Origin of the sequence: Pseudomonas sp. B21-031 (assembly GCF_024748985.1) — a bacterium.
Classification (GTDB): domain Bacteria; phylum Pseudomonadota; class Gammaproteobacteria; order Pseudomonadales; family Pseudomonadaceae; genus Aquipseudomonas; species Aquipseudomonas kermanshahensis.
Window position 1 is genome coordinate 5,840,653 of sequence record NZ_CP087181.1, and the last position, 20,573, is coordinate 5,861,225.

Annotated in this window: 16 protein-coding genes and 1 pseudogene; 6 read left to right on the top strand and 11 right to left on the bottom strand. The window is 62.7% G+C overall.

Annotation, left to right across the window (positions count from 1 at the left end; genetic code table 11):
- Positions 1-12: 12 nt before the first annotated feature.
- Positions 13-1,677 carry a bifunctional diguanylate cyclase/phosphodiesterase gene (locus tag LOY53_RS26030; protein WP_252826228.1) on the bottom strand — a complete coding sequence of 555 codons (1,665 nt, stop codon included), beginning with the start codon at positions 1,675-1,677 and terminating at the stop codon, positions 13-15.
- 286 nt (positions 1,678-1,963) lie between these two features.
- On the opposite strand from LOY53_RS26030, the gene rep reads away from it, so the two are divergent.
- Together rep and LOY53_RS26040 are read left to right on the top strand one after the other, a co-directional pair.
- Positions 1,964-3,973: a DNA helicase Rep gene (gene rep / locus LOY53_RS26035; protein ID WP_252826230.1), complete on the top strand. Its 2,010-nt coding sequence runs from the start codon at positions 1,964-1,966 to the stop codon at positions 3,971-3,973.
- A gap of 65 nt (positions 3,974-4,038) precedes the next feature.
- The gene (locus tag LOY53_RS26040) at positions 4,039-4,611 is read left to right on the top strand and encodes a xanthine phosphoribosyltransferase (RefSeq protein ID WP_003253535.1); all 573 of its coding nucleotides are present in this window, start codon (positions 4,039-4,041) and stop codon (positions 4,609-4,611) included.
- Positions 4,612-4,733: 122 nt separating this feature from the next.
- Here LOY53_RS26040 and LOY53_RS26045 read toward each other — a convergent pair whose 3' ends face one another.
- The 6 genes and pseudogenes from LOY53_RS26045 to dadA all read right to left on the bottom strand — a co-directional run bounded on the left by LOY53_RS26045 (position 4,734) and on the right by dadA (position 11,685).
- The gene (locus LOY53_RS26045; protein ID WP_252826232.1) at positions 4,734-6,590 is read right to left on the bottom strand and encodes an acetyl-CoA hydrolase/transferase C-terminal domain-containing protein; all 1,857 of its coding nucleotides are present in this window, start codon (positions 6,588-6,590) and stop codon (positions 4,734-4,736) included.
- Between the two features lie 694 nt (positions 6,591-7,284).
- A pseudogene (locus tag LOY53_RS26050) lies at positions 7,285-7,544 on the bottom strand (RHS repeat-associated core domain-containing protein); the annotation flags it as partial.
- Positions 7,545-7,929: 385 nt separating this feature from the next.
- Entirely contained in the window at positions 7,930-8,334 is a 405-nt protein-coding gene (locus LOY53_RS26055; RefSeq protein ID WP_033693936.1) for a cytochrome c5 family protein, read from the bottom strand.
- Between the two features lie 154 nt (positions 8,335-8,488).
- Positions 8,489-9,037: a cupin domain-containing protein gene (locus LOY53_RS26060; protein WP_252826234.1), complete on the bottom strand. Its 549-nt coding sequence runs from the start codon at positions 9,035-9,037 to the stop codon at positions 8,489-8,491.
- 123 nt (positions 9,038-9,160) lie between these two features.
- Positions 9,161-10,234 carry an alanine racemase gene (alr, locus tag LOY53_RS26065; RefSeq protein WP_252826235.1) on the bottom strand — a complete coding sequence of 358 codons (1,074 nt, stop codon included), beginning with the start codon at positions 10,232-10,234 and terminating at the stop codon, positions 9,161-9,163.
- A 149-nt stretch (positions 10,235-10,383) separates the two neighbouring features.
- Positions 10,384-11,685 (bottom strand): D-amino acid dehydrogenase, encoded by a 1,302-nt coding sequence (dadA, locus tag LOY53_RS26070; RefSeq protein ID WP_027592172.1) that lies wholly within the window; start codon positions 11,683-11,685, stop codon positions 10,384-10,386.
- A 155-nt stretch (positions 11,686-11,840) separates the two neighbouring features.
- Between dadA and dadR the strand changes: the two genes are divergently transcribed.
- Positions 11,841-12,329, top strand: coding sequence for a transcriptional regulator DadR (gene dadR, locus LOY53_RS26075; RefSeq protein WP_003258963.1), 489 nt, complete (start codon positions 11,841-11,843; stop codon positions 12,327-12,329).
- A 2-nt stretch (positions 12,330-12,331) separates the two neighbouring features.
- Here dadR and LOY53_RS26080 read toward each other — a convergent pair whose 3' ends face one another.
- A complete protein-coding gene (locus tag LOY53_RS26080) occupies positions 12,332-12,685 on the bottom strand; it encodes a YkgJ family cysteine cluster protein (RefSeq protein ID WP_252826237.1) in 354 nt (117 codons plus the stop codon).
- A 195-nt stretch (positions 12,686-12,880) separates the two neighbouring features.
- Here LOY53_RS26080 and LOY53_RS26085 point away from each other — a divergent pair, with 195 nt between their 5' ends.
- Positions 12,881-14,173, top strand: a complete 1,293-nt coding sequence (locus tag LOY53_RS26085) for an FAD-binding oxidoreductase (protein WP_258703440.1) — start codon at positions 12,881-12,883, stop codon at positions 14,171-14,173.
- A 28-nt stretch (positions 14,174-14,201) separates the two neighbouring features.
- Here the strand turns inward: LOY53_RS26085 and LOY53_RS26090 are convergent, their stop codons facing one another.
- Complete coding sequence (locus LOY53_RS26090; RefSeq protein ID WP_099455714.1) at positions 14,202-14,432, bottom strand: DUF1127 domain-containing protein; 231 nt, start codon at positions 14,430-14,432, stop codon at positions 14,202-14,204.
- A 178-nt stretch (positions 14,433-14,610) separates the two neighbouring features.
- On the opposite strand from LOY53_RS26090, the gene LOY53_RS26095 reads away from it, so the two are divergent.
- Together LOY53_RS26095 and LOY53_RS26100 are read left to right on the top strand one after the other, a co-directional pair.
- Entirely contained in the window at positions 14,611-16,041 is a 1,431-nt protein-coding gene (locus LOY53_RS26095) for a PLP-dependent aminotransferase family protein (protein ID WP_258704188.1), read from the top strand.
- 60 nt (positions 16,042-16,101) lie between these two features.
- Complete coding sequence (locus LOY53_RS26100; RefSeq protein ID WP_099430797.1) at positions 16,102-17,655, top strand: phospholipase D family protein; 1,554 nt, start codon at positions 16,102-16,104, stop codon at positions 17,653-17,655.
- Positions 17,656-17,691: 36 nt separating this feature from the next.
- On the opposite strand, the gene LOY53_RS26105 is transcribed toward LOY53_RS26100, so the two are convergent.
- Together LOY53_RS26105 and LOY53_RS26110 are read right to left on the bottom strand one after the other, a co-directional pair.
- Positions 17,692-18,831: an MFS transporter gene (locus tag LOY53_RS26105; RefSeq protein WP_252826241.1), complete on the bottom strand. Its 1,140-nt coding sequence runs from the start codon at positions 18,829-18,831 to the stop codon at positions 17,692-17,694.
- A gap of 139 nt (positions 18,832-18,970) precedes the next feature.
- Positions 18,971-20,464, bottom strand: a complete 1,494-nt coding sequence (locus tag LOY53_RS26110) for an aldehyde dehydrogenase (RefSeq protein WP_027592165.1) — start codon at positions 20,462-20,464, stop codon at positions 18,971-18,973.
- Positions 20,465-20,573: the final 109 nt, after the last annotated feature.

The following is a 20,573-nucleotide window of genomic DNA, read 5'->3' on the forward strand; positions in this document are numbered from 1 at the left end:
GCCCTAGCCGCATTACAGACTAACCAGATGCGGCGTTCCACAGTCCTGCAGAAACGCCATCAACTCCGCCACCGGCAGCGGCTTACTGACCAGAAACCCCTGCACCTGGTCACAGCCGAACTCGCGCAACAACGCCATCTGCGCTTCGCTTTCGACACCTTCGGCAACCACTTCGAGGTTGAGGTTATGCGCCAGGTTGATCATGGCGTGCACCAGCTTGCGGTTCTCCTCGCGCATTTCCATCTCCGCGACAAAGCTGCGGTCAACCTTGAGCAAGGCGATCGGCAGGCTGTTCAAGTGCACGAACGATGAGAAGCCAGTGCCGAAGTCGTCCAGGGAAAAACGCACGCCCAAGCGCCCAAGGGCATCCATGGTCTGGCGTACCCGTTCGTTGCGGCGCATGACCGCCGTCTCGGTCAGCTCGAACTCCAGCCAGCGGGCATCGACGCCGTGCTCGATGATCAACCGGCTCAGGGTGGTCAGCAGCTGGCTGTCCTGAAACTGCCTGAAGCTCAGGTTCACCGCCATGTGCAGCGGCGGCAGGCCATGCTCGCACAGCGCCTGCATGTCACGCAGCGCGCGCGATATCACCCAGTAGCCAAGCGGCACGATCAGCCCGCTCTGCTCGGCCAGCGGCACGAACTCGCTGGGCGGCAACAGGCCGCGCTCGGCATGGCGCCAGCGCACCAGCGCCTCAAGGCCAACGATGCGCCCATCGGCCAGGTTCAGCCGTGGCTGGTAATGCAGCTCCAGCTCGTCACGGCGCAGGGCCCGGCGCAGCTCGCTTTCCAGGTCGGCGAGGCTGCGGGCATTGCGGTTGATGCGTTCATTGAAGACATGAAAGGTACAGCCCTGGCTACCCTTGGCCTGGCGCATGGCGATGTGCGCATGCCACATCAGCGGGTCGGCGCCGCCCTGCGCCCGGGCGTGAGCCAGGCCCAGGCTGCAGCCGAGCAGCAGGCTTTCGCCGTCGATCCAGTAGGGCTCGGCCAAGGCTTCGATGATGCGTTCGGCCATCCACTCGGCGCGGTTCGGGTCGCGGCGGGTATCGATCAGCAGGGCGAATTCGTCGCTGCCCAGCCGGGCCAGCTGGTCGCCGGCCTCCAGTTGCAGCTTGAGCCGTGCCACCACCTGCAGGATCAGCCGATCGCCGCTTTGATGGCCAAGCGCGTCGTTGACGTGGCGGAAGTTGTCCAGGTCGAGGTGGCCGAGGGCCAAGCCACGGCCATCCCCCTCTGCCAGGCGCGTCGTTAGCAAGGCCTGGAAACCCTGGCGGTTGGCAATACCGGTCAGCGGGTCCTGCTCGGCCAGGCGTTGCAAAGTGGCAACCAGCACGCCGCGCTCGCGAACGTGGCGCAACGAGCGGCGCAAGGCATCGGCATTGAGGTGGTCACGCACCAGCCAGTCGCTGACCCCGGTGGGCGCCACTTCAGGCTCGTGATCAAGCAGCACGATAGTGGGCAGCTCGCAGCGGCCGGGGGCTGGCTGCAAGGCCGGGGTGGCCAGGATCACGGCTTGGCGGTCGTGGCTGAACAGGCTGTCGACCGACTCCCAATCAGGTGCGGTCAACAACACCGCGCTGCCGCTCAGTGCCTGCACGCACTCGCGCAACAGCACGGCCCATTCCGGCTCATCAGCCAACAGCAGCAAACGCAACGGTTCGACAGGCGTGGACAAGCGGGCTCCTTAGGGCATGGGCGGGTGCAACGGCAGAGGCCAAGTATGCCACTGCATGAATGAAAATGATTTACGCTTTTATATATGTAGGCAACGACACATTTCGTCGTGCATCGTGCGCGAAACCAGGCCAACCGGCAAATACGATTTTTTCGGTGAATAGCATGAGCCTGACTAATACTTATGCGCAGATAAAAGTCTGACTCAGACGTCAGACGGTCGCGCCATTACCGGCCCATGCCTGTTAGAATGCGCGGCTATTTTCTGGCGACCCCCGGTTTCTAGCATGTCCCGACTCAATCCCCGGCAACAGGAAGCCCGAGACTACGTCGGCGGCCCTCTTTTGGTGCTCGCCGGTGCAGGTTCCGGCAAGACCAGCGTCATCACGCGCAAGATTGCCCACCTCATCCAGAACTGCGGTATCCGTGCCCAGTACATCGTGGCGATGACCTTCACCAACAAGGCCGCACGCGAGATGAAGGAGCGGGTCGCCACCTTGCTGCGCCCGGGGGAAGGCCGCGGCCTGACGGTGTGCACCTTCCACAACCTGGGTTTGAACATCATCCGCAAGGAGCACGAAAAGCTGGGCTACAAGCCAGGCTTTTCGATCTTCGACGAGTCCGACATCAAGGCGTTGCTGTCGGACATCATGCAGAAAGAGTATTCCGGCGACGACGGCATCGACGAGATCAAGAACATGATCGGTGCCTGGAAGAACGACCTGATCCTTCCGCCAGAGGCCTTGGAAAAGGCTCGAAACCCACGCGAGCAGACCGCCGCCATCGTCTACACCCACTACCAGCGCACGCTCAAGGCGTTCAACGCGGTGGACTTCGACGACCTGATCCTGCAGCCGGTCAAGCTGTTTCAGGAACACCCCGAAGTGCTGGCGCGCTGGCAGAACCGCGTGCGCTACCTGCTGGTGGACGAATACCAGGACACCAACGCCAGCCAGTACCTACTGGTAAAAATGCTGATCGGCATGCGCAACCAGTTCACCGTGGTCGGCGACGATGACCAGTCGATCTACGCCTGGCGTGGCGCGCGGCCCGAGAACCTGATGCTGCTCAAGGAGGACTACCCCTCCCTGAAGATCGTCATGCTCGAGCAGAACTACCGCTCCACCAGCCGCATCCTGCGCTGCGCCAACGTGCTGATCGCCAACAACCCACACGCGTTCGAGAAGCAGCTGTGGAGCGAGATGGGCGTGGGCGACGAGATCCGCGTGATCCGCTGCAAGAACGAGGAAGCCGAGGCCGAACGCGTGGCCATGGAAATCCTCACCCTGCACCTGCGCACCAACCGCCCGTACAGCGACTTCGCCATCCTTTACCGCGGCAACTACCAGGCCAAGCTGATCGAACTGAAGCTGCAGCACCACCAAGTGCCGTACCGCCTTTCGGGTGGCAACAGCTTCTTCGGCCGCCAGGAGGTCAAGGACCTCATGGCCTACCTGCGCCTGCTGGTAAACCCGGACGACGACAACGCCTACCTGCGCGTGATCAACGTGCCGCGCCGGGAAATCGGCTCCACGACCCTGGAAAAGCTCGGCAACTACTCGACCGAACGGGGTATCTCGATGTACGCCGCCAGCGAAGAGCTGGGCCTGGGCGAGCACCTGGATGCCCGTTACACCGAGCGCCTGCAACGCTTCAAGCACTGGCTGGACGGGGTGCGCCACAAGGTGGCGCTGGATGACCCGATCGCCGCGCTGCACGAGATGATCCGCGACATCGACTACGAGAACTGGATCCGCCAGCAAACCGCCAGCGACAAGGCGGCGGAGTTCCGCATCAGCAACGTCTGGTTCCTGGTCGAAGCGCTGAAAAACACCCTCGAGAAGGACGAAGAGGGTGACATGACCATCGAGGACGCCATCGGCAAGCTGGTGCTGCGCGACATGCTCGAGCGCCAGCAGGAAGAGGAAGAAAACGCCGAAGGTGTGCAGATGATGACCCTGCATGCCTCCAAGGGCCTGGAATTCCCTTACGTGTTCATCATGGGCATGGAAGAAGAGATCCTTCCGCACCGCTCCAGCATCGAAGCCGACACCATCGAAGAAGAACGCCGCCTGGCCTACGTGGGCATTACCCGCGCGCGCCAGACCCTGGCCTTCACCTTTGCGGCCAAGCGCAAGCAGTACGGCGAGATCATCGACTGCACCCCGAGCCGGTTCCTCGACGAACTGCCGCCGGACGATTTGGCCTGGGAAGGCCTGGACGATGCGCCCGTCGAAGTGAAAGCCGCGCGTGGCAACAACGCACTGGCCGATATTCGGGCAATGCTCAAACGCTGATCAACCCTTACTCTTTAACCGTTGCCGCTGTTGCGGCCACCTTTGCTACATCGAGGAAAACCACAGTGGAAGCACTGCATCAGAAGATTCGCGAAGAAGGCATCGTGCTTTCCGATCAGGTTCTTAAAGTCGACGCGTTTCTCAACCACCAGATCGACCCTGCGCTGATGCAGTTGATCGGTGACGAGTTCGCCCGCCTGTTCGCCGACGCCGGCGTGACCAAGATCGTCACCATCGAAGCCTCGGGCATCGCCCCGGCGGTGATGACTGGCCTGAAGCTGGGCGTGCCGGTGATCTTTGCGCGCAAGCACCAGTCGCTGACCCTGACCGAGAACCTGCTGACTGCCTCGGTGTACTCCTTCACCAAGCAGACTGAGAACACCGTGGCCATCTCGCCACGCCACCTCAACAGCAGCGACCGCGTGCTGGTGATTGACGACTTCCTGGCCAACGGCAAGGCGTCGCAGGCACTGATCTCGATCATCAAGCAGGCCGGCGCCACCGTGGCCGGCCTGGGTATCGTCATCGAGAAGTCGTTCCAGGGCGGCCGTGCCGAGCTGGACAGCCAGGGTTACCGCGTTGAGTCGCTGGCCCGGGTGAAATCGCTGGAAGGCGGTGTGGTCAGCTTCATCGAGTAAGCCTGTACCGGCCCCATCGCCGGCAAGCCGGCTCCCACAGGTACTGCACAAGGCGCGGCCTCGTGAAGTTCCTGTGGGAGCTAGCTTGCCGGCGATGGGCTGCAAAGCAGCCCCGGCTATCTTCAGGGCGCCGCCAACCCTGCCAGCAAAAGCCGCTGATACAACTCTTCCTTCAATCCCTGCGGAGCGTCCAGCCCCATCCGCTCCAGGTGCCCCTCATAGCCCTCAGGCCCCGGCGCATCCAACGCGGCCTTGCCCAGCTCCAACGCCTCGCTCAGCTTGAACTTGCTCTTCAACCAGTTCAGCGCCCGCAGCAAGTCCCGCTCCTCTGCCGTGAAATCAGTCCCCAGCGGATACTCCGGAAACAACCCTGCATGCCGTACCCGGATGGCCTCGAGCCGCTCCGGCGTATTGTCAGTAAAACGTGCATCCAGCTCGAAACCCTTGGCCAGCTTGCCAGCCTTCTTGGCCTGCTCCATCAACTCGCCCTGGAAGCGTGAGTCACTGACCGCCAGCAACCGCGCAATCACTTCACTGTCAGTCTGCCCACGCAAATCGGCGATGCCGTACTCGGTTACCACGATGTCACGCAAATGCCGGGGAATGGTGCAGTGGCCGTACTGCCAGAGCAGGTTGGACGTCACCTGCCCCCCGGCCTCGCGCCAACTGCGCAGCAGCAAAATCGAGCGCCCACCCTCCAGCGCATGGCCTTGCGCGACGAAGTTGTACTGCCCGCCCACGCCGCTGAGCACACGGCCATCCTCCAGCTGGTCGGCAACCCCCGCGCCGAGCAAGGTCATGGTGAACACGGTGTTGATGAAGCGGGCATCCCGACGTTGGCGGCGTTTCAGTTCCTCTTGGCCATACAGCTCGTTGATGTAGCTGATCCGCGTCATGGCAAAGCGTGCGCGTTGCTCCAGCGGCATTTCGCGCAAGCGTTGGTAGAACGCCCGCGGGCCAAGGAAAAACCCGCCATGCACCAGCACGCCCTGCTCGTCCGCCGGGCGCCGCACCACGCCTGCCTCGGCCAGCGCCAGCAGGCCATTGACGAACATCTCGCTGCAACCGTAGAGGCCTTGGGCGAAGGCATCCAGCCCCCCTTCGCGCTCGATCAGGGCCTGCCACGGGCCGACATCCAGTTCATCCATCAAGGCCCGGTAGCCGGCGTTGTCGCCCTGCCTGGCCAGCAACGCGGCGGCCACGGCATCACCCATGGCGCCAATGCCGATCTGCAACGTGCCGCCATCGCGCACCAGCGTGCTGGCGTGCAGGCCAATGCAATGGTCCTGGGTGTTGACCGGCATGTTTGGCGTAGAGAACAGCCGACGTTGCTCCACCTCGTCAATCAGCAGGTCGAAGGCATCGATGCTCAGCTCCGCGTCACCTGGCATGTAGGGCAGTTCGGCATGAACCTGCCCGAGCATGAGAATGGTCTCGCCGGCCGCGCGGCGTTTGGCGATCATCGGCAGCAGGTCGAGGGTGATGTCGGGGTTGCAGGCCAGGCTCAGGTGCACCGGCTTTTCTGGCGTGGCAGCCACCAGCTGGGCAATCAGGTTCAGGCCCTTGGCATTGATGTCGCGGGCGGCATGGCTGTAGTTGCTGCTGATGTAGTCCTGCTGGGCAGTCTCGCTGTGCAGCAGGCTGCCGGGCTGCATGAAGAACTGCTCGACGCGGATATTCGGGGGCAGTTGGTCGTTGCGCAGGTCGGCGAGGTAAGTGAGTTCTTCGTAGTCGGCAAAGACGCGTTCGACGAAGGGCTCAAGAAAGCGCCGCTGCAGGCCGTCGCCCAGTGGCGGGCGGCCGAGGCTGAGGGCGGTGTAGATCGTCAGGCGACGTTCGGGCAGGTCGCGCACCCGGGCGTACAGGGCGTTGACGAAGGCGTTGGGTTTGCCAAGGCCCAGTGGCAGGCCCATGTGGATATGGGCCGGCAGGCGTGCCAATACCTGCTCGACAGCCTGATCGATGGCGCAGAGGTGCATCTTGGCCTCCTGAGAAATCCATGGGTTCAGGAATTGGACATGAGCTCAAGCGAGTTGGTTGCCCGGGGAGCCCTAACAGTGGTAACAGCATCCCAACTGCATGGCCTTGTTGGAGCGACTACATATTGGAGGAAGACCATAACCGCCAATTGTCGTCTGGCGGTGACGTCATATATTCTTCGAATGTATTGCTGAGCACCATCGGGAACTTTACCTCGCGCCTCACAATGACATTTTTAAAGGCGACTTCCTTAATCACCATTTCTTCCCTGTTGGGCAATGTATAATCTTTCCCATAAACCCAATCTTTAAAATTTCTTGCGTAGACACCATATATCCTGCCCGTCGCGCCAGCGTAAGGACTAGCAACCTTGGCATAGGGCGTAATATAAAAACCACGTCCATACCACATCACCGTCCCATGGCGTGAATTAAGCCCTGCTGTCAGCGTTTTCTCAGCATTGGGGCGACTGCTGCCGTGAAGCCCAATTAACTGATAACCCTCTGGAATGTTAGCGCTCTCATTGACCGTTATTTTGTTGACGGTGGAGGAAAAATTTTCCTCGATTTTGGTATGAACAATAGTTTCACTTCTATAGTTATCCCCATACATTTTTAATTGTACGGGCCCATTTGCTTTTCTCGGAAATAGACTTTCTGACATCCTCAAGGCTAATCTTCTTATCGGATTAGTTCCTTGTGGATCTTGACGATTTACAGGGTCGCCCAAACAATAGGCATACGAATTCACCCCCCCGCCGCAAATGGGCTCATGCTGTCCGGGCTGATGAAACGCATTAATGCCGGGTTCAATGCTCGACGACCATTGCCCAATAGATAACAGCCTGTAACCGGATCCACTCGGTCACCATTAAAACCGAGCACTGACTGGAAAATCGAAAGATGGCCGTAAGGCGAATAGCCCTGATTCCCGCGGGCACTGCCGGGGATTGCCATTTTCGGTTGTGTTCGGCTGGCTGCATTCTGCTGCAGACAGTTATTATCCGCTATTTCAAAATCCATTGTTAACTACCTACCATCGCAGCCAGAAGCTTGAGTATTTTCCACAAACCTAAAAAACAAAACTGATAGAAATGCTAGTTATGCATGAGGCCGATGCTGAATTATTGACGGTTACTGAGTCTTCCATGGATTCAGGAATTGGCTTGATTGACTGTGCCGGCCCTTTCTCGGCTAAGGCCGGTCCCACAGGGATTTCAAAGTCTTTGAGCCCAGTGCTGTACCTGTGGGAGCGGGTTTACCCGCGAAAGGGCCGGCACAGCCAGCACAAAAACAAAGCCCGCCATCAACGGCGGGCCTCGTGCAATTCAGCTGTTACTCACAACCCCGACATCTTCTTGATCGCCCCTTTCAGGTCATCATCCGAGCAATCCGCGCAAGTGCCTTTAGGCGGCATGGCGTTGATGCCGGTAATGGCCTTGGCCAGGATGCCATCCAGGCCGCCCTGGTGGTCGGCGCGTTCTTTCCACGCTGCGGTATCGCCGATTTTCGGCGCGCCGAGCAAGCCGGTGCCATGGCAGGCATTGCAATGCTTGGCGATGATATCGTCCGGCGTCTTGGCACCGCCGCCGCCTGCCGCCGCAGCCACTTCCATGCCCTTGCACTCCTGGCCTTGGACGCACACCTGGCCAACCGGCTCAAGGCGCTTGGCGATGTCGTCGTTGGTCGCAGCGGTTGCGCTCATTGCCCAGAGGGCGAATACGGCTGCTGGTACGGCCAGCATCTTCTTGATTTGGTTCACGCGTACACCCTCATGGTGGCTAATCACGCTCGCGGCCACGGGTCGGCGAGCGTTGAAAAGTATAGCGGGAACCCAGAGACCGTGAAACGACCCTACACAGGAAAGGGGTATTGCCGAATCAATGCACTGCGCTGGATCAAAAGTTTGAAGGCGTCGCCGCGCTGATCAGCCGGGCAGGCTCGTCGAAAGGGTTGCGAAAGCGGTGCGGGCGGGTGCTTTCGAAGTAGTAGCTGTCGCCTTCTTCGAGGATGAACACCTCGTTGCCGACCACCAGTTCAAGCCGGCCTTCGAGCAGGATGCCGGTCTCTTCGCCATCGTGGGTGAGCATTTCGGCGCCGGTGTCGGCACCCGGTGGGTAAACCTCGGTAAGAAACGCGATGGCCCGGTTGGGGTGCGACTTGCCCACCAGTTTCATGGTCACCGCGCCGTCCGAGATATCGATCAGCTCATCGGCCTTGTAAACGATCTGGGTCGGGCTCTCGACAGCCAGTTCGACCGAAAAGAATTCGACCATCGACATCGGAATGCCGCTCAACACCTTGCGCAGCGAACTGATCGAAGGGCTGACGCTGTTTTTCTCGATCATCGAGATGGTGCTGTTGGTTACGCCCGCGCGCTTGGCGAGTTCACGTTGTGACAGGCCCTTGAGCTTGCGGATGGCTTGCAGTCGTTCGCCGACGTCCAAAGCTGGAGCCTCCTGAAACGGGTAGAAATGGGGGTGGATGTGAACGATATCATGGCAATGCCGTTCAGTATTTACAACACACCACCCCTCAAGCTGTCCGCTTCAGCGTCTCATTCGTCGCACTTACTCACCGCAGTAGTCTTTCGGCACCCGCTTCAGGTTGCAGAAGATCTGGTAAGGAATGGTGCCGGCCTGCGCAGCCACTTCGCTGGCCAGTACCTGCTTACCCCACAGCTCCACCGGGCTGCCGACGTTAGCCTCTGGCACATCGGTCAGGTCGATGCAGAGCATGTCCATCGAGACCCGGCCAATCAGCTGGGCGCGCTTGCCAGCGACCATCACCGGGGTGCCATTGGGGGCTTGGCGCGGGTAGCCATCGGCGTAGCCGATGGCGACCACGCCGACACGGGTCGGCCGCAGGCTGGTGAACTTGGCGCCGTAGCCTACCGGCTCGCCGGCGGGCAGTTCGCGCACGCTGATGACGCGCGATTGCAAGGTCATCACAGGTTGCAGGCGTTGAGCCTCGGCCTGGGCGACTTCGAAGGGGGTGGCGCCATACAGCATGAGGCCTGGGCGTACCCAGTCGCCGCCAGCCTGTGGCCACGCCAACACCCCGGGCGAGTTGCGCAGGCTGCACTCGGCGGCCAGGCCCTGACGCGCAGCCTCGAACACCGCGATCTGCTCGGCGGTGGCGTCGGCGTCTAGTTCATCGGCACGGGCAAAGTGGCTCATCAGTACGATGCGCGCCACCTTGCCGCTGGCCAGCAAGCGCTGATACGCCTCGTGGTAATCCTTGGGGTGCAGGCCGACACGGTGCATGCCGCTGTCGAGCTTCAGCCAGATCGTCAGTGGCGTGTGCACCGGGGTCTTTTCGATCGCTTCAAGTTGCCACAGCGAATGCACCACGCACCACAGGTCGTGCTCGGCGATCAGCGCCAGCTCGCTGGCCTCGAAAAAGCCTTCGAGCAGCAAAACGGGGGCTTTGATGCCTGCGGCGCGCAGCTCCAGGGCTTCTTCGATGCAGGCCACGGCAAAGCCGTCGGCTTCGGCTTCCAGCGCCAGGGCGCAACGCACCGCGCCATGGCCGTAGGCATCGGCCTTGATCACGGCAAGGGCTTTGGCGCCGGTCAGTTCACGGGCGAGGCGGTAGTTGTGGCGCAGGGCCTGGAGGTCGATCAGAGCGCGGGCGGGACGCATGGCGGCATGCCTTATGGTGGTTCAGGTTAAAAACAGTGTTCGATTCTTCGCGGGTAAACCCGCTCCCACAGGCACCGCACAAACTGCACGTTCATGCGATCCCTGTGGGAGCGGCTTTAGCCGCGAAGAGGCCGGAACAGGCACTCACATCACTGGTGAACGGGCGCGGTCTGCCCGTGCTTGGCCACTTCCCGGCTGTTGCCATAGCGGGAAATATCCAGCCCTTCGGCACTGATCTGCGGCTTTTTGCGTGCAATCAGGTCTGCCAGCAGGCGACCGGAGCCGCACGCCATGGTCCAGCCCAAGGTGCCGTGGCCTGTGTTGAGGAACAGGTTACGGAACGCTGTGGCACCCACGATCGGCGTACCGTCCGGCGTGGCCGGGCGCAGGCCGGTCCAGAAACTGGCTTGGCTCAGGTCACCGCCGCGAGGATAAAGGTCGTTGACGATCATCTCCAGCGTTTCGCGCCGACGCGGGTTGAGCGACAGGTCAAAACCGGCGATCTCAGCCATGCCGCCAACGCGGATGCGGTTGTCGAAACGGGTGATGGCAACCTTGTAGGTCTCGTCGAGGATGGTCGACGTCGGCGCCATCTCGGCGTTGGTGATCGGCACGGTCAGCGAGTAACCCTTGAGCGGGTAGACCGGCGCCTTGATGCCCAGCGGTTTGAGCATCTGCGGCGAGTAGCTGCCCAGGGCCAGCACGTAACGGTCGGCGGTTTCCAGCTTGCCATCGATCCATACACCGTTGATGCGGTCACCGGCAAAGTCCAGGCGCTGGATGTCCTGGCCGAAGCGGAACTCCACACCCAGCTTCTGCGCCATGTCGGCGAGCTTGGTGGTGAACAGCTGGCAGTCGCCGGTCTGGTCGTTGGGCAGGCGCAGTGCACCGGCGAGGATGTCTTTTACCCCAGCCAGGGCCGGTTCGACGCGGGCAATGCCATCGCGGTCGAGCAATTCATACGGCACTCCAGACTGTTCGAGCACGGCGATGTCTTTGGCTGCAGCATCGACCTGAGCCTGGGTGCGGAACAACTGGGTGGTGCCCAAGGTGCGGCTTTCGTAGGCGATGCCGGTTTCGGCGCGCAGCTCGTCGAGGCAGTCGCGGCTGTACTCGGACAGGCGCACCATGCGCTCCTTGTTCACCGCATAGCGGCTGGCGGTGCAGTTGCGCAGCATCTGTGCCATCCACAGGTACTGGTCGACATCGCCGGTGAGCTTGATGGCCAGTGGCGCATGGCGCTCGAGCAGCCACTTGATGGCTTTGAGCGGCACACCCGGGGCAGCCCAGGGCGAGGCATAGCCGGGCGAGATCTGGCCTGCGTTGGCGAAGCTGGTTTCCATGGCCGCCGCCGGCTGGCGGTCGACCACCGTCACTTCAAAACCTTGCCGGGCCAGATAATAGGCACTGGCGGTTCCGATTACACCGCTACCAAGTACCAGAACTCGCATTGTTGATCCCTCGCACGCGGCGCACCGCAGTCTTTTGTTGAAATGGCATGGATGCGCGCAGTATAAAAATTACAGACCAGTGCAATTCACTATATAAAAGCCTATATTTGGCGAGAATTCTCGGCAATATTGCCTTTCACGGAGGGGCATCCCCTATGAGAACCCAGCACCAGAGCAAGCGTGAACTGGACAAGATCGACCGCAACATACTGCGGATCCTGCAGAATGACGGCCGTATTTCCTTCACCGAACTGGGCGAGAAAGTTGGGCTTTCCACCACCCCGTGCACCGAGCGCGTCCGCCGCCTGGAGCGTGAGGGCATCATCATGGGCTACAACGCCCGGCTCAACCCGCAGCACCTGAAGGGCAGCTTGCTGGTGTTCGTCGAAATCAGCCTGGACTACAAGTCTGGCGACACCTTCGAGGAGTTCCGCCGCGCCGTGCTCAAGCTGCCCCATGTACTGGAGTGCCACCTGGTCTCGGGCGATTTCGACTACCTGGTAAAAGCGCGTATTTCGGAAATGGCCTCATACCGCAAGCTGCTGGGCGACATCCTGCTGAAGCTGCCGCACGTGCGCGAGTCGAAGAGCTACATCGTGATGGAGGAAGTGAAAGAGAGCCTCTGCCTGCCGATTCCGGACTGAGGCTAGACCAGCACTTGGCGGGTGGTGGCGATGAACTGGTGAACAAGGTGCTCGGCCTCAGGCTCGATCATCTGTTCCGGGCCACGCCCGCGCGGGCAGGCCATGCGCGGGGTGGTACCGAACAGGCGGCAGATCATCGGCCGCTCTTCATACACCGTGCAGCCGTTGGGGCCCAGGTGCACACAGTCCAGGTGCTCCAGCGCAGCGGCCTGCTCCGCCTCGGTCTTGCGCGGCAGGCGGGCCATTTCTTCGGCTGACGTGGTGACCGGGCCGCAGCAGTCGTGGCAGCCGGGCTCGCACTCGAATGAGGGGATGAGCTCGCGCAGGAAGTGGATCTTGTGGCGGTTGCAGGACATGGCGGGTACACAATGAGGGTCGAGGTCGAATTATAGGGCCAATCGCCGGCAAGCCGGCTCCCACCAGTACACCGCTTATCTCAGGGGCAGTGCAGCCCCGGTGGGAGCCGGCTTGCCGGCGATTGGGCCAGTTGCCCCACCACAAAACCCCAGCTTATCCTCCCCCCTTCTGTTTTCCTGCCCAGGACCTGCCCCATGATCCACAGCGCGCAGCACGCCGCCTCCTATTACGCCGCCAGCAGCGCGCCCCACCCCGACCACGCTTTCCTGCAAGGCGAGCACAGCGCCGACGTGTGCATCGTCGGCGGCGGCTATTCAGGCCTGAACACCGCCATCGAACTGGCCGAGCGCGGCCTCTCGGTGATCCTGCTGGAAGCCCGCAAGCTCGGCTGGGGCGCCAGCGGGCGCAACGGCGGGCAACTCATCCGCGGGGTCGGCCATGGGCTGGACCAGTTCCTTCCGGTGATCGGCGAAGAAGGCGTGCGCAGCATGAAGCTGATGGGCCTGGAGGCCGTGAAGATCGTCCGCGACCGGGTCGAGCGCCACGCCATCGCCTGCGACCTGACCTGGGGCTACTGCGACCTGGCCAATAAACCTGCTGAGCTGCTGGGCTTTGCCGAGGATGCTGAAGAACTGCGCAGCTTGGGCTACGAGCACGAGCTGCGCCTGGTCGGCAAAGACGATATCCACAGTGTGGTCGGCGCCGAGTGCTATGTCGGCGGCCTGATCGACATGGGCTCTGGCCACCTGCACCCGCTCAACCTGGCCCTTGGCGAGGCGGCCGTAGCCAGCCGCCTTGGCGTGCGCCTGTATGAGCAGTCGGAAGTCACCCGCATCGAGTATGGCCCTGAGGTCAAGGTGCACACCGCTCAGGGCCGGGTCCGCGCCAAGACCCTCGTGCTGTGCTGCAATGCCTACCACAACGACCTCAACCGCGAGCTGGGCGGCAGGGTACTGCCCGCCGGCAGCTACATCATTGCCACCGAGCCACTGGGCGAGGAACGCGCGCGCGCACTGCTGCCACAGAACATGGCCGTGTGCGACCAGCGTGTAGCGCTGGACTACTATCGCCTGTCTGCGGACCACCGGCTGCTGTTCGGCGGTGCCTGCCACTATTCTGGCCGCGACCCGCAAGACATCGCCGCCTACATGCGGCCGAAAATGCTCAAGGTTTTCCCGCACCTGGCCGATGTGCGCATTGAGTTCCAATGGGGCGGCATGATCGGCATCGGCGCCAACCGCCTGCCGCAGATCGGCCGTTTGGCCAGCCAGCCGAATGTTTATTACGCCCAGGCGTACTCTGGCCATGGGCTCAACGCTACCCACCTGGCCGCACGCCTGCTGGGCGAGGCCATCAGCGGCCAGCAGAGCGGGCGCTTCGACCTGTTCGCCAAGGTGCCGCACATCACCTTCCCGGGCGGCAAGCACCTGCGCTCGCCGCTGTTGGCACTGGGGATGCTCTGGCACCGGCTGAAAGAGCTGGTCTGAATGCTGCCGTGCCTACAAATTGAGCCGTTTATGCCTTCCAGAAGGGTTTGCGCCCTTCTGTACGGGCCTGCTCCCAGCTCAGCCCGACATCGCGCAACTCATCGTCTGTCAGCTGCAGCAGCGCCCTGCGGGTATGCCAGCGATGCGCCATCAGCCCCCAACGGCTCAGGCCCGCCGGCGTATTGAAGACCTTAGCCCGCTGCCCGGCTTCCATCTCCTTGGCCATCAGTTGCAAGCGCACATCGCTCATGCCACCCATCACTGCGTTCTCCCACTCAGTTGATACCGTGTAGAAAGCATGCGCGTTGGCAATAGTGACAATACAGATCCACTCGCGGCTTATTATTCCCATACAGAATTGGCGATTCGACGCGTGAATGCTGTATTTTCAGCGCAACTGTACTGGTCGCTATCCGCAGGCGACGCTGGAGTATGCCGTGACGCTCTACCTCAACCTCGCCGAGCAGCTCGGCGCCCGTATCGAGCAAGGCCTGTATCGCCCCGGCCAGCGCCTGCCTTCGGTGCGCGCCCTCAGCGTGGAACACGGCGTCAGCCTGAGCACCGTGCAGCAGGCCTACCGCATGCTCGAAGACAGCGGCATGGTCTCGCCGCGGCCCAAGTCGGGCTACTTTGTCAGCGAACACCGCCACCTCCCTGCCCTGCCCGCCGTCAGCCGCCCGGCCCAGCGCCCTGTGGATATTTCCCAGTGGGAACAGGTGCTGGAGCTGGTCCGCAGCACCCCGCGCCAGGACGTCATGCAACTGGGCCGCGGCATGCCCGACGTCAACAGCCCGACCCTCAAGCCGCTGTTGCGCAGCCTCGCCCAACTGAGCCGGCGCCAGGACATGCCTGGTCTGTACTACGACAACATCCATGGCAACCTGGCCCTGCGCGAGCAGATCGCCCGCTTGATGCTGGACTCCGGCTGCCGCCTGGGCCCGGCCGACCTGGTGGTGACCACCGGCTGCCATGAGGCACTGTCCTGCAGCATTCGCGCGGTATGCGAGCCGGGCGATATCGTCGCGGTCGACTCGCCCAGCTTCCATGGCGCCATGCAAACCCTCAAGGGCCTGGGCATGAAAGCACTGGAGATCCCCACCGACCCGGTCACCGGCATCAGCCTCGAAGCACTGGAGCTGGCCCTTGAGCAGTGGCCGATCAAGCTCATCCAGATCACCCCGAGCTGCAACAACCCGCTCGGCTACATCATGCCCGAGGCGCGCAAGAAGGCGTTGCTGAGCCTGGCCCAGCGCTATGACGTGGCCATTCTGGAAGACGATGTGTACGGCGACCTGGCCTACACCTACCCGCGCCCGCGCACCCTCAAGTCGTTCGATGACGACGGCCGCGTGTTGCTGTGCAGCTCGTTCTCCAAGACCTTGGCCCCCGGCCTGCGCATCGGCTGGGTCGCGCCGGGGCGTTACCTGGAGCGGGTGCTGCACATGAAGTACATCAGCACCGGCAGCACCGCCAGCCAACCACAACTGGCCATTGCCGACTTCATCAAGGCCGGCCATTACCAGCCCCACGTGCGCCGCATGCGCAGCCAATACCAACGCAGCCGCGACGTGATGAGCGACTGGGTCACCCGTTACTTCCCGCCGGGCACCCGGGTCAGCCGGCCCCAGGGGGGCTTCATGCTGTGGGTCGAACTGCCCGAACATTTCGACACGCTGCGGCTGAACCGCGCTTTACTGGAGCAGGGGGTGCAGGTCGCCGTGGGCAGCATTTTCTCGGCCTCGGGCAAGTTCCGTCACTGCCTGCGCATGAATTTCGCCGCCCAACCTACGCCGGCAATCGAGGCCGCCGTGCGCAACGTGGGTGAAACCGCCCTTCGTCTACTGGATCAGGACGACGCCTGCGCGTAACTTTGCGCCGCCCTCCACGGTCCAACCCCTTAAGCCTTTGCTGTACAGGACGCGCTTACCTTGAGATTGCAGCAAGCTCTGCCGCTTCTGCTGACGCTACTGCTCGGCCTTGCAGGCTGTGCCAGCGTCGGCGCCCCTCGCGAAGTCAGCCAGGCGCTGCCGGCCAACGATTCCGCCTTCGGCCGCTCGGTGCTGCGCCAGGCGGCACCTTATGAGGGGCGCTCGGGCTTTCGCCTGTTGCCCAACAGCAACGAGGCGTTTCGCGCGCGCGCCGAGCTGATCCGCAACGCCCAGGCCAGCATCGACCTGCAGTACTACATCGTCCACGACGGCCTCAGCACCCGCGCGCTGGTGCATGAGCTGCTGCGTGCCGCCGACCGTGGCGTACGCGTGCGCATCCTGCTGGACGACACCACCAGCGATGGCCTGGACACCATCATGGGCACCCTCGATGCCCACCCGAACATCCAGATCCGCGTCTTCAACCCGCTGCACCTGGGGCGCAGCACCGGCGCCACGCGGGCCGTAGGCCGCCTGTTCAACCTGTCGCGCCAGCACCGGCGCATGCACAACAAGCTGTTCCTGGTGGACAACAGCATGGCCATCGTCGGCGGGCGCAACCTGGGTGACGAGTACTTCGATGCCGAGCCCAACCTCAACTTCACCGACATCGACCTGCTGGGCGTAGGCCCGGTGGCCGAACAACTTGGCCACAGTTTCGACCAGTACTGGAACAGCGCCCTGAGCCGGCCGATCGGGGATTTTCTCTGGCGCCTGCCGGATGCCGATGACCTGCGCGCCAGCCGGCACCGCCTGGAAGTTTCCTTGGCCGAGGCGCGGACGCGGCGCAAGGCCTTGTATGACCGGTTGATGGCGTACCAGTCGCAGCCGCGCCTGGATATCTGGCGCAACGAGCTGATCTGGGCCCACAGCCAAGTGCTGTGGGATGCGCCGAGCAAGGTGCTAGCCGATGACGAGCCCGACCCGCACCTGTTGCTGAGCCAGCAGTTGGCGCCGGACCTGGCCAACGTGCACAAGGAGCTGATCCTGGTATCGGCGTACTTCGTGCCGGGCGAGCCGGGGTTGCTGTACCTGACCGGCCGTGCCGATGCCGGGGCGTCGGTCAGGCTGCTGACCAATTCGCTGGAAGCCACCGATGTGCCGGCGGTGCATGGCGGGTATGCGCCTTACCGCCGTGCGCTGCTCGAACATGGCGTGCAACTGTTCGAGCTGCGCCGCCAGCCGGGCGACCCCAGCGCCGGGCGCCTGAGCTTCCGTGGCAGCTCCGACTCGAGCCTGCACAGCAAGGCGATCGTCTTCGACCGGCGCAAGACGTTCATCGGCTCGTTCAATTTCGACCCGCGCTCGGTGCTGTGGAATACCGAGGTGGGGGTGCTGGTGGACAGCCCGGAGCTGGCCGAATACACCCGCGAGCTGGCCGTGCAGGGCATGGCGCCCGCGCTGAGTTATCAGGTGAGGCTGGCCAATGACAAGCTGGTCTGGGTGACCGAGGACAATGGCCAGCTGCACACGCTGACAGCAGAGCCCGGCGGGCTCTGGCGGCGCTTCAATGCCTGGATCAGCAAGGCGGTTGGCCTGGAGAAGATGCTGTAGTTCCAATGGCGGGGGGCGCAAAGCTTCCAAAGAACATCAGGCAGGCGCAGGTTCGAAGGCACCGCGCCGACGGGTCAACACCACCAGCCCAGCGGCCCCAATAGCCATCAACAACGGCAACGCATGCCCGCTGATCCACTGGCTACCCGCCCCGGCCAACAGCGGCCCGAGCAGGCAACCGATGCCCCACAGCTGCGCCACATGGGCATTGGCACGTACCAACGCATCATCCCGATAACGCTCGCCGATCAGCACCAGCGACAGGGTGAACAACCCCCCAGCACTGGCCCCGAACAGCACCCACAGCGGCCAGATCACCGGCGTGTGCAGCAGCAACGGAATCGCCAGGCTCGAACACATCAAGGTCACTGCACAACCGGTGAACAGGGTGCGCCGCGACATGTGGTCGGCCAGCGCGCCGATGGGCAACTGCAGCACTGCATCGCCCACCACCACCGTGCTCACCATGAACAAGGCAACCTCGGTGGTGAACCCTTGCTGCAGGCTGTAGACCGGCAGCAAGGTCAGGATCATCGCTTCGAACGAGGCAAACAGGGCGATTGCCCAAGCGATCACCGGCAGGCGGCGGCAGAAGGCAACCAGGTCCCGGAAGGTGACGCTGTAGGCTTCAGTGGTCGGCGCCCCGCCGCGGCCCAGTAGCAGCAGCGGTGCCAGCAACAGCAAACCGGTCGCGGCCCAGAACCCAAAGTCGTCGTCCGAACCGAGAAAGCCCAGCACCAGCGGCCCGGCCAGTTGGCTCAAGGCATAGCTGCTGCCATACAGCGCCACCAGGCGGCCACGCCATTGCTCGACCACCAACTGGTTGATCCAGCTTTCGCCGAGGATGAACACCACAGTCAGGGACATGCCGATCAGCAGGCGCAGGGCTAACCACAGCGGGTAGCTGGGCAGCACCGCAACCAGTCCGATCGACAGCGCGCCGCCCCAGAGGCACAGGCGCATGGCCGCAGGCACACCGACCCAACCGGCCAGGCGGCTGGCCAGGCTGGCACCCAGCAGTACGCCCAGAGCGGGCATCGCTGCCATTACGCCGATGGCGAAGCTGCCGTAGCCCCAGGCCTCCAGGCGCAGGGAGACCAGCGGCATGCTCACGCCGAGCGCAAGGCCGACACTGAGTACGGATGCCAGTACGGCGAAGTAGGTGCCCCAGCGCATGTGCTCCCCCTGTTGGATTTTCTTGGGCCCATTCGCGGGACAAGCCCGCTCCCACAGGTACTCCGCGATTCTGAAATCAGCGGTGAACCTGTGGGAGCGGGCTTGTCCCGCGAATGGGCCGCATCGCGGCCCCAGCGATTTACAGCTTGATCCAGGTCGCTTTCAGCTCGGTGTATTTCTCCAGCGCATGCAGCGACTTGTCACGGCCGTTGCCCGACTGCTTGAAGCCACCGAACGGCGCGGTCATGTCGCCGCCGTCGTACTGGTTGACCCAGACGCTGCCAGCGCGCACGGCACGGGCGGTCTTGTGGGCCTTGGAAATGTCCGAAGTCCAGATACCAGCCGCCAGGCCGTACGGCGTGTCGTTGGCAATGGCGATGGCTTCTTCGGCCGTGTCGAAGGTGATCACCGACAACACGGGGCCAAAGATTTCTTCCTGGGCGATCTTCATGGCATTGGTCACGCCGTCGAAGATGGTCGGCTCGACATAAGTGCCGCCGGTCTCTTCGAGGATGCGCTTGCCACCGGCCAGCAGTTTGGCGCCATCCTTGTGGCCAGCGTCAATGTACGACAGCACAGTGTTCATCTGCTGGGTATCGACCAGCGCGCCAACGGTGGTCTGCGGGTCCAGTGGGTTGCCCGGTTTCCAGCCTTTGAGGGCCTCGACCACCAGGGGCAGGAACGTGTCCTTGATCGAACGCTCGACCAGCAGGCGCGAACCCGCGGTGCAGACTTCGCCCTGGTTGAAGGCGATGGCGCTGGCAGCGGCTTCGGCAGCGGCTTGCAGGTCAGGTGCGTCAGCGAAGACGATGTTCGGGCTCTTGCCGCCGGCTTCCAGCCAGATGCGCTTCATGTTCGATTCGCCGGCGTAGATCATCAGTTGCTTGGCGATCTTGGTGGAGCCGGTGAACACCAGGGTGTCGACGTCCATGTGCAGGGCCAGGGCCTTGCCGACAGTGTGGCCGTAGCCTGGCAACACGTTCAGCACACCGGCTGGGATGCCGGCTTCGATGGCCAGCTGGGCGATGCGGATGGCGGTCAGTGGCGATTTTTCGGACGGTTTGAGCACCACCGAGTTACCGGTGGCCAGGGCCGGGCCGAGCTTCCAGCAAGCCATCAGCAGCGGGAAGTTCCACGGCACGATGGCGCCGACGACGCCCACCGGCTCACGGGTTACCAGGCCGAGTTGGTCATGCGGCGTCGGTGCGACTTCGTCGTAGACCTTGTCGATGGCTTCGGCATTCCAGTGCAGGGCTTGTGCCGCGCCAGGGACGTCGATGGTCGAGGAGTCGCCGATCGGCTTGCCCATGTCCAGGGTTTCGAGCAGTGCCAGCTCTTCGACGTTCTTGCGCAGCAAGTCGGCGAAGCGGATCAGCTTGGCCTTGCGCTTGGCCGGGGCCAGGCGCGACCAAACGCCGGAATCGAAGGTGGCACGGGCGTTCTCGACAGCACGGTTGGCGTCAGCCAGGTCGCAGCTGGCGACCTTGGCCAGGAAGCGTCCGTCGACCGGGCTCAGGCACTCGAAGGTCTCACCGGATGCGGCGTCGGTGTATTCGCCGTTGATGAAGGCACGGCCTTCGATCTTCAGTTGCTGGGCACGTTGTTCCCAGTCCGCACGAGTCAGGGTGGTCATACGAAACTCCTCCTCTTGTTTAGGTGCAACGCCGCACTGAGGACTCACTGGCGTTGTCAGAATTCTGGCCGGGCGACGCGCGCGCACGGGCAAACGACACCCTAAACCA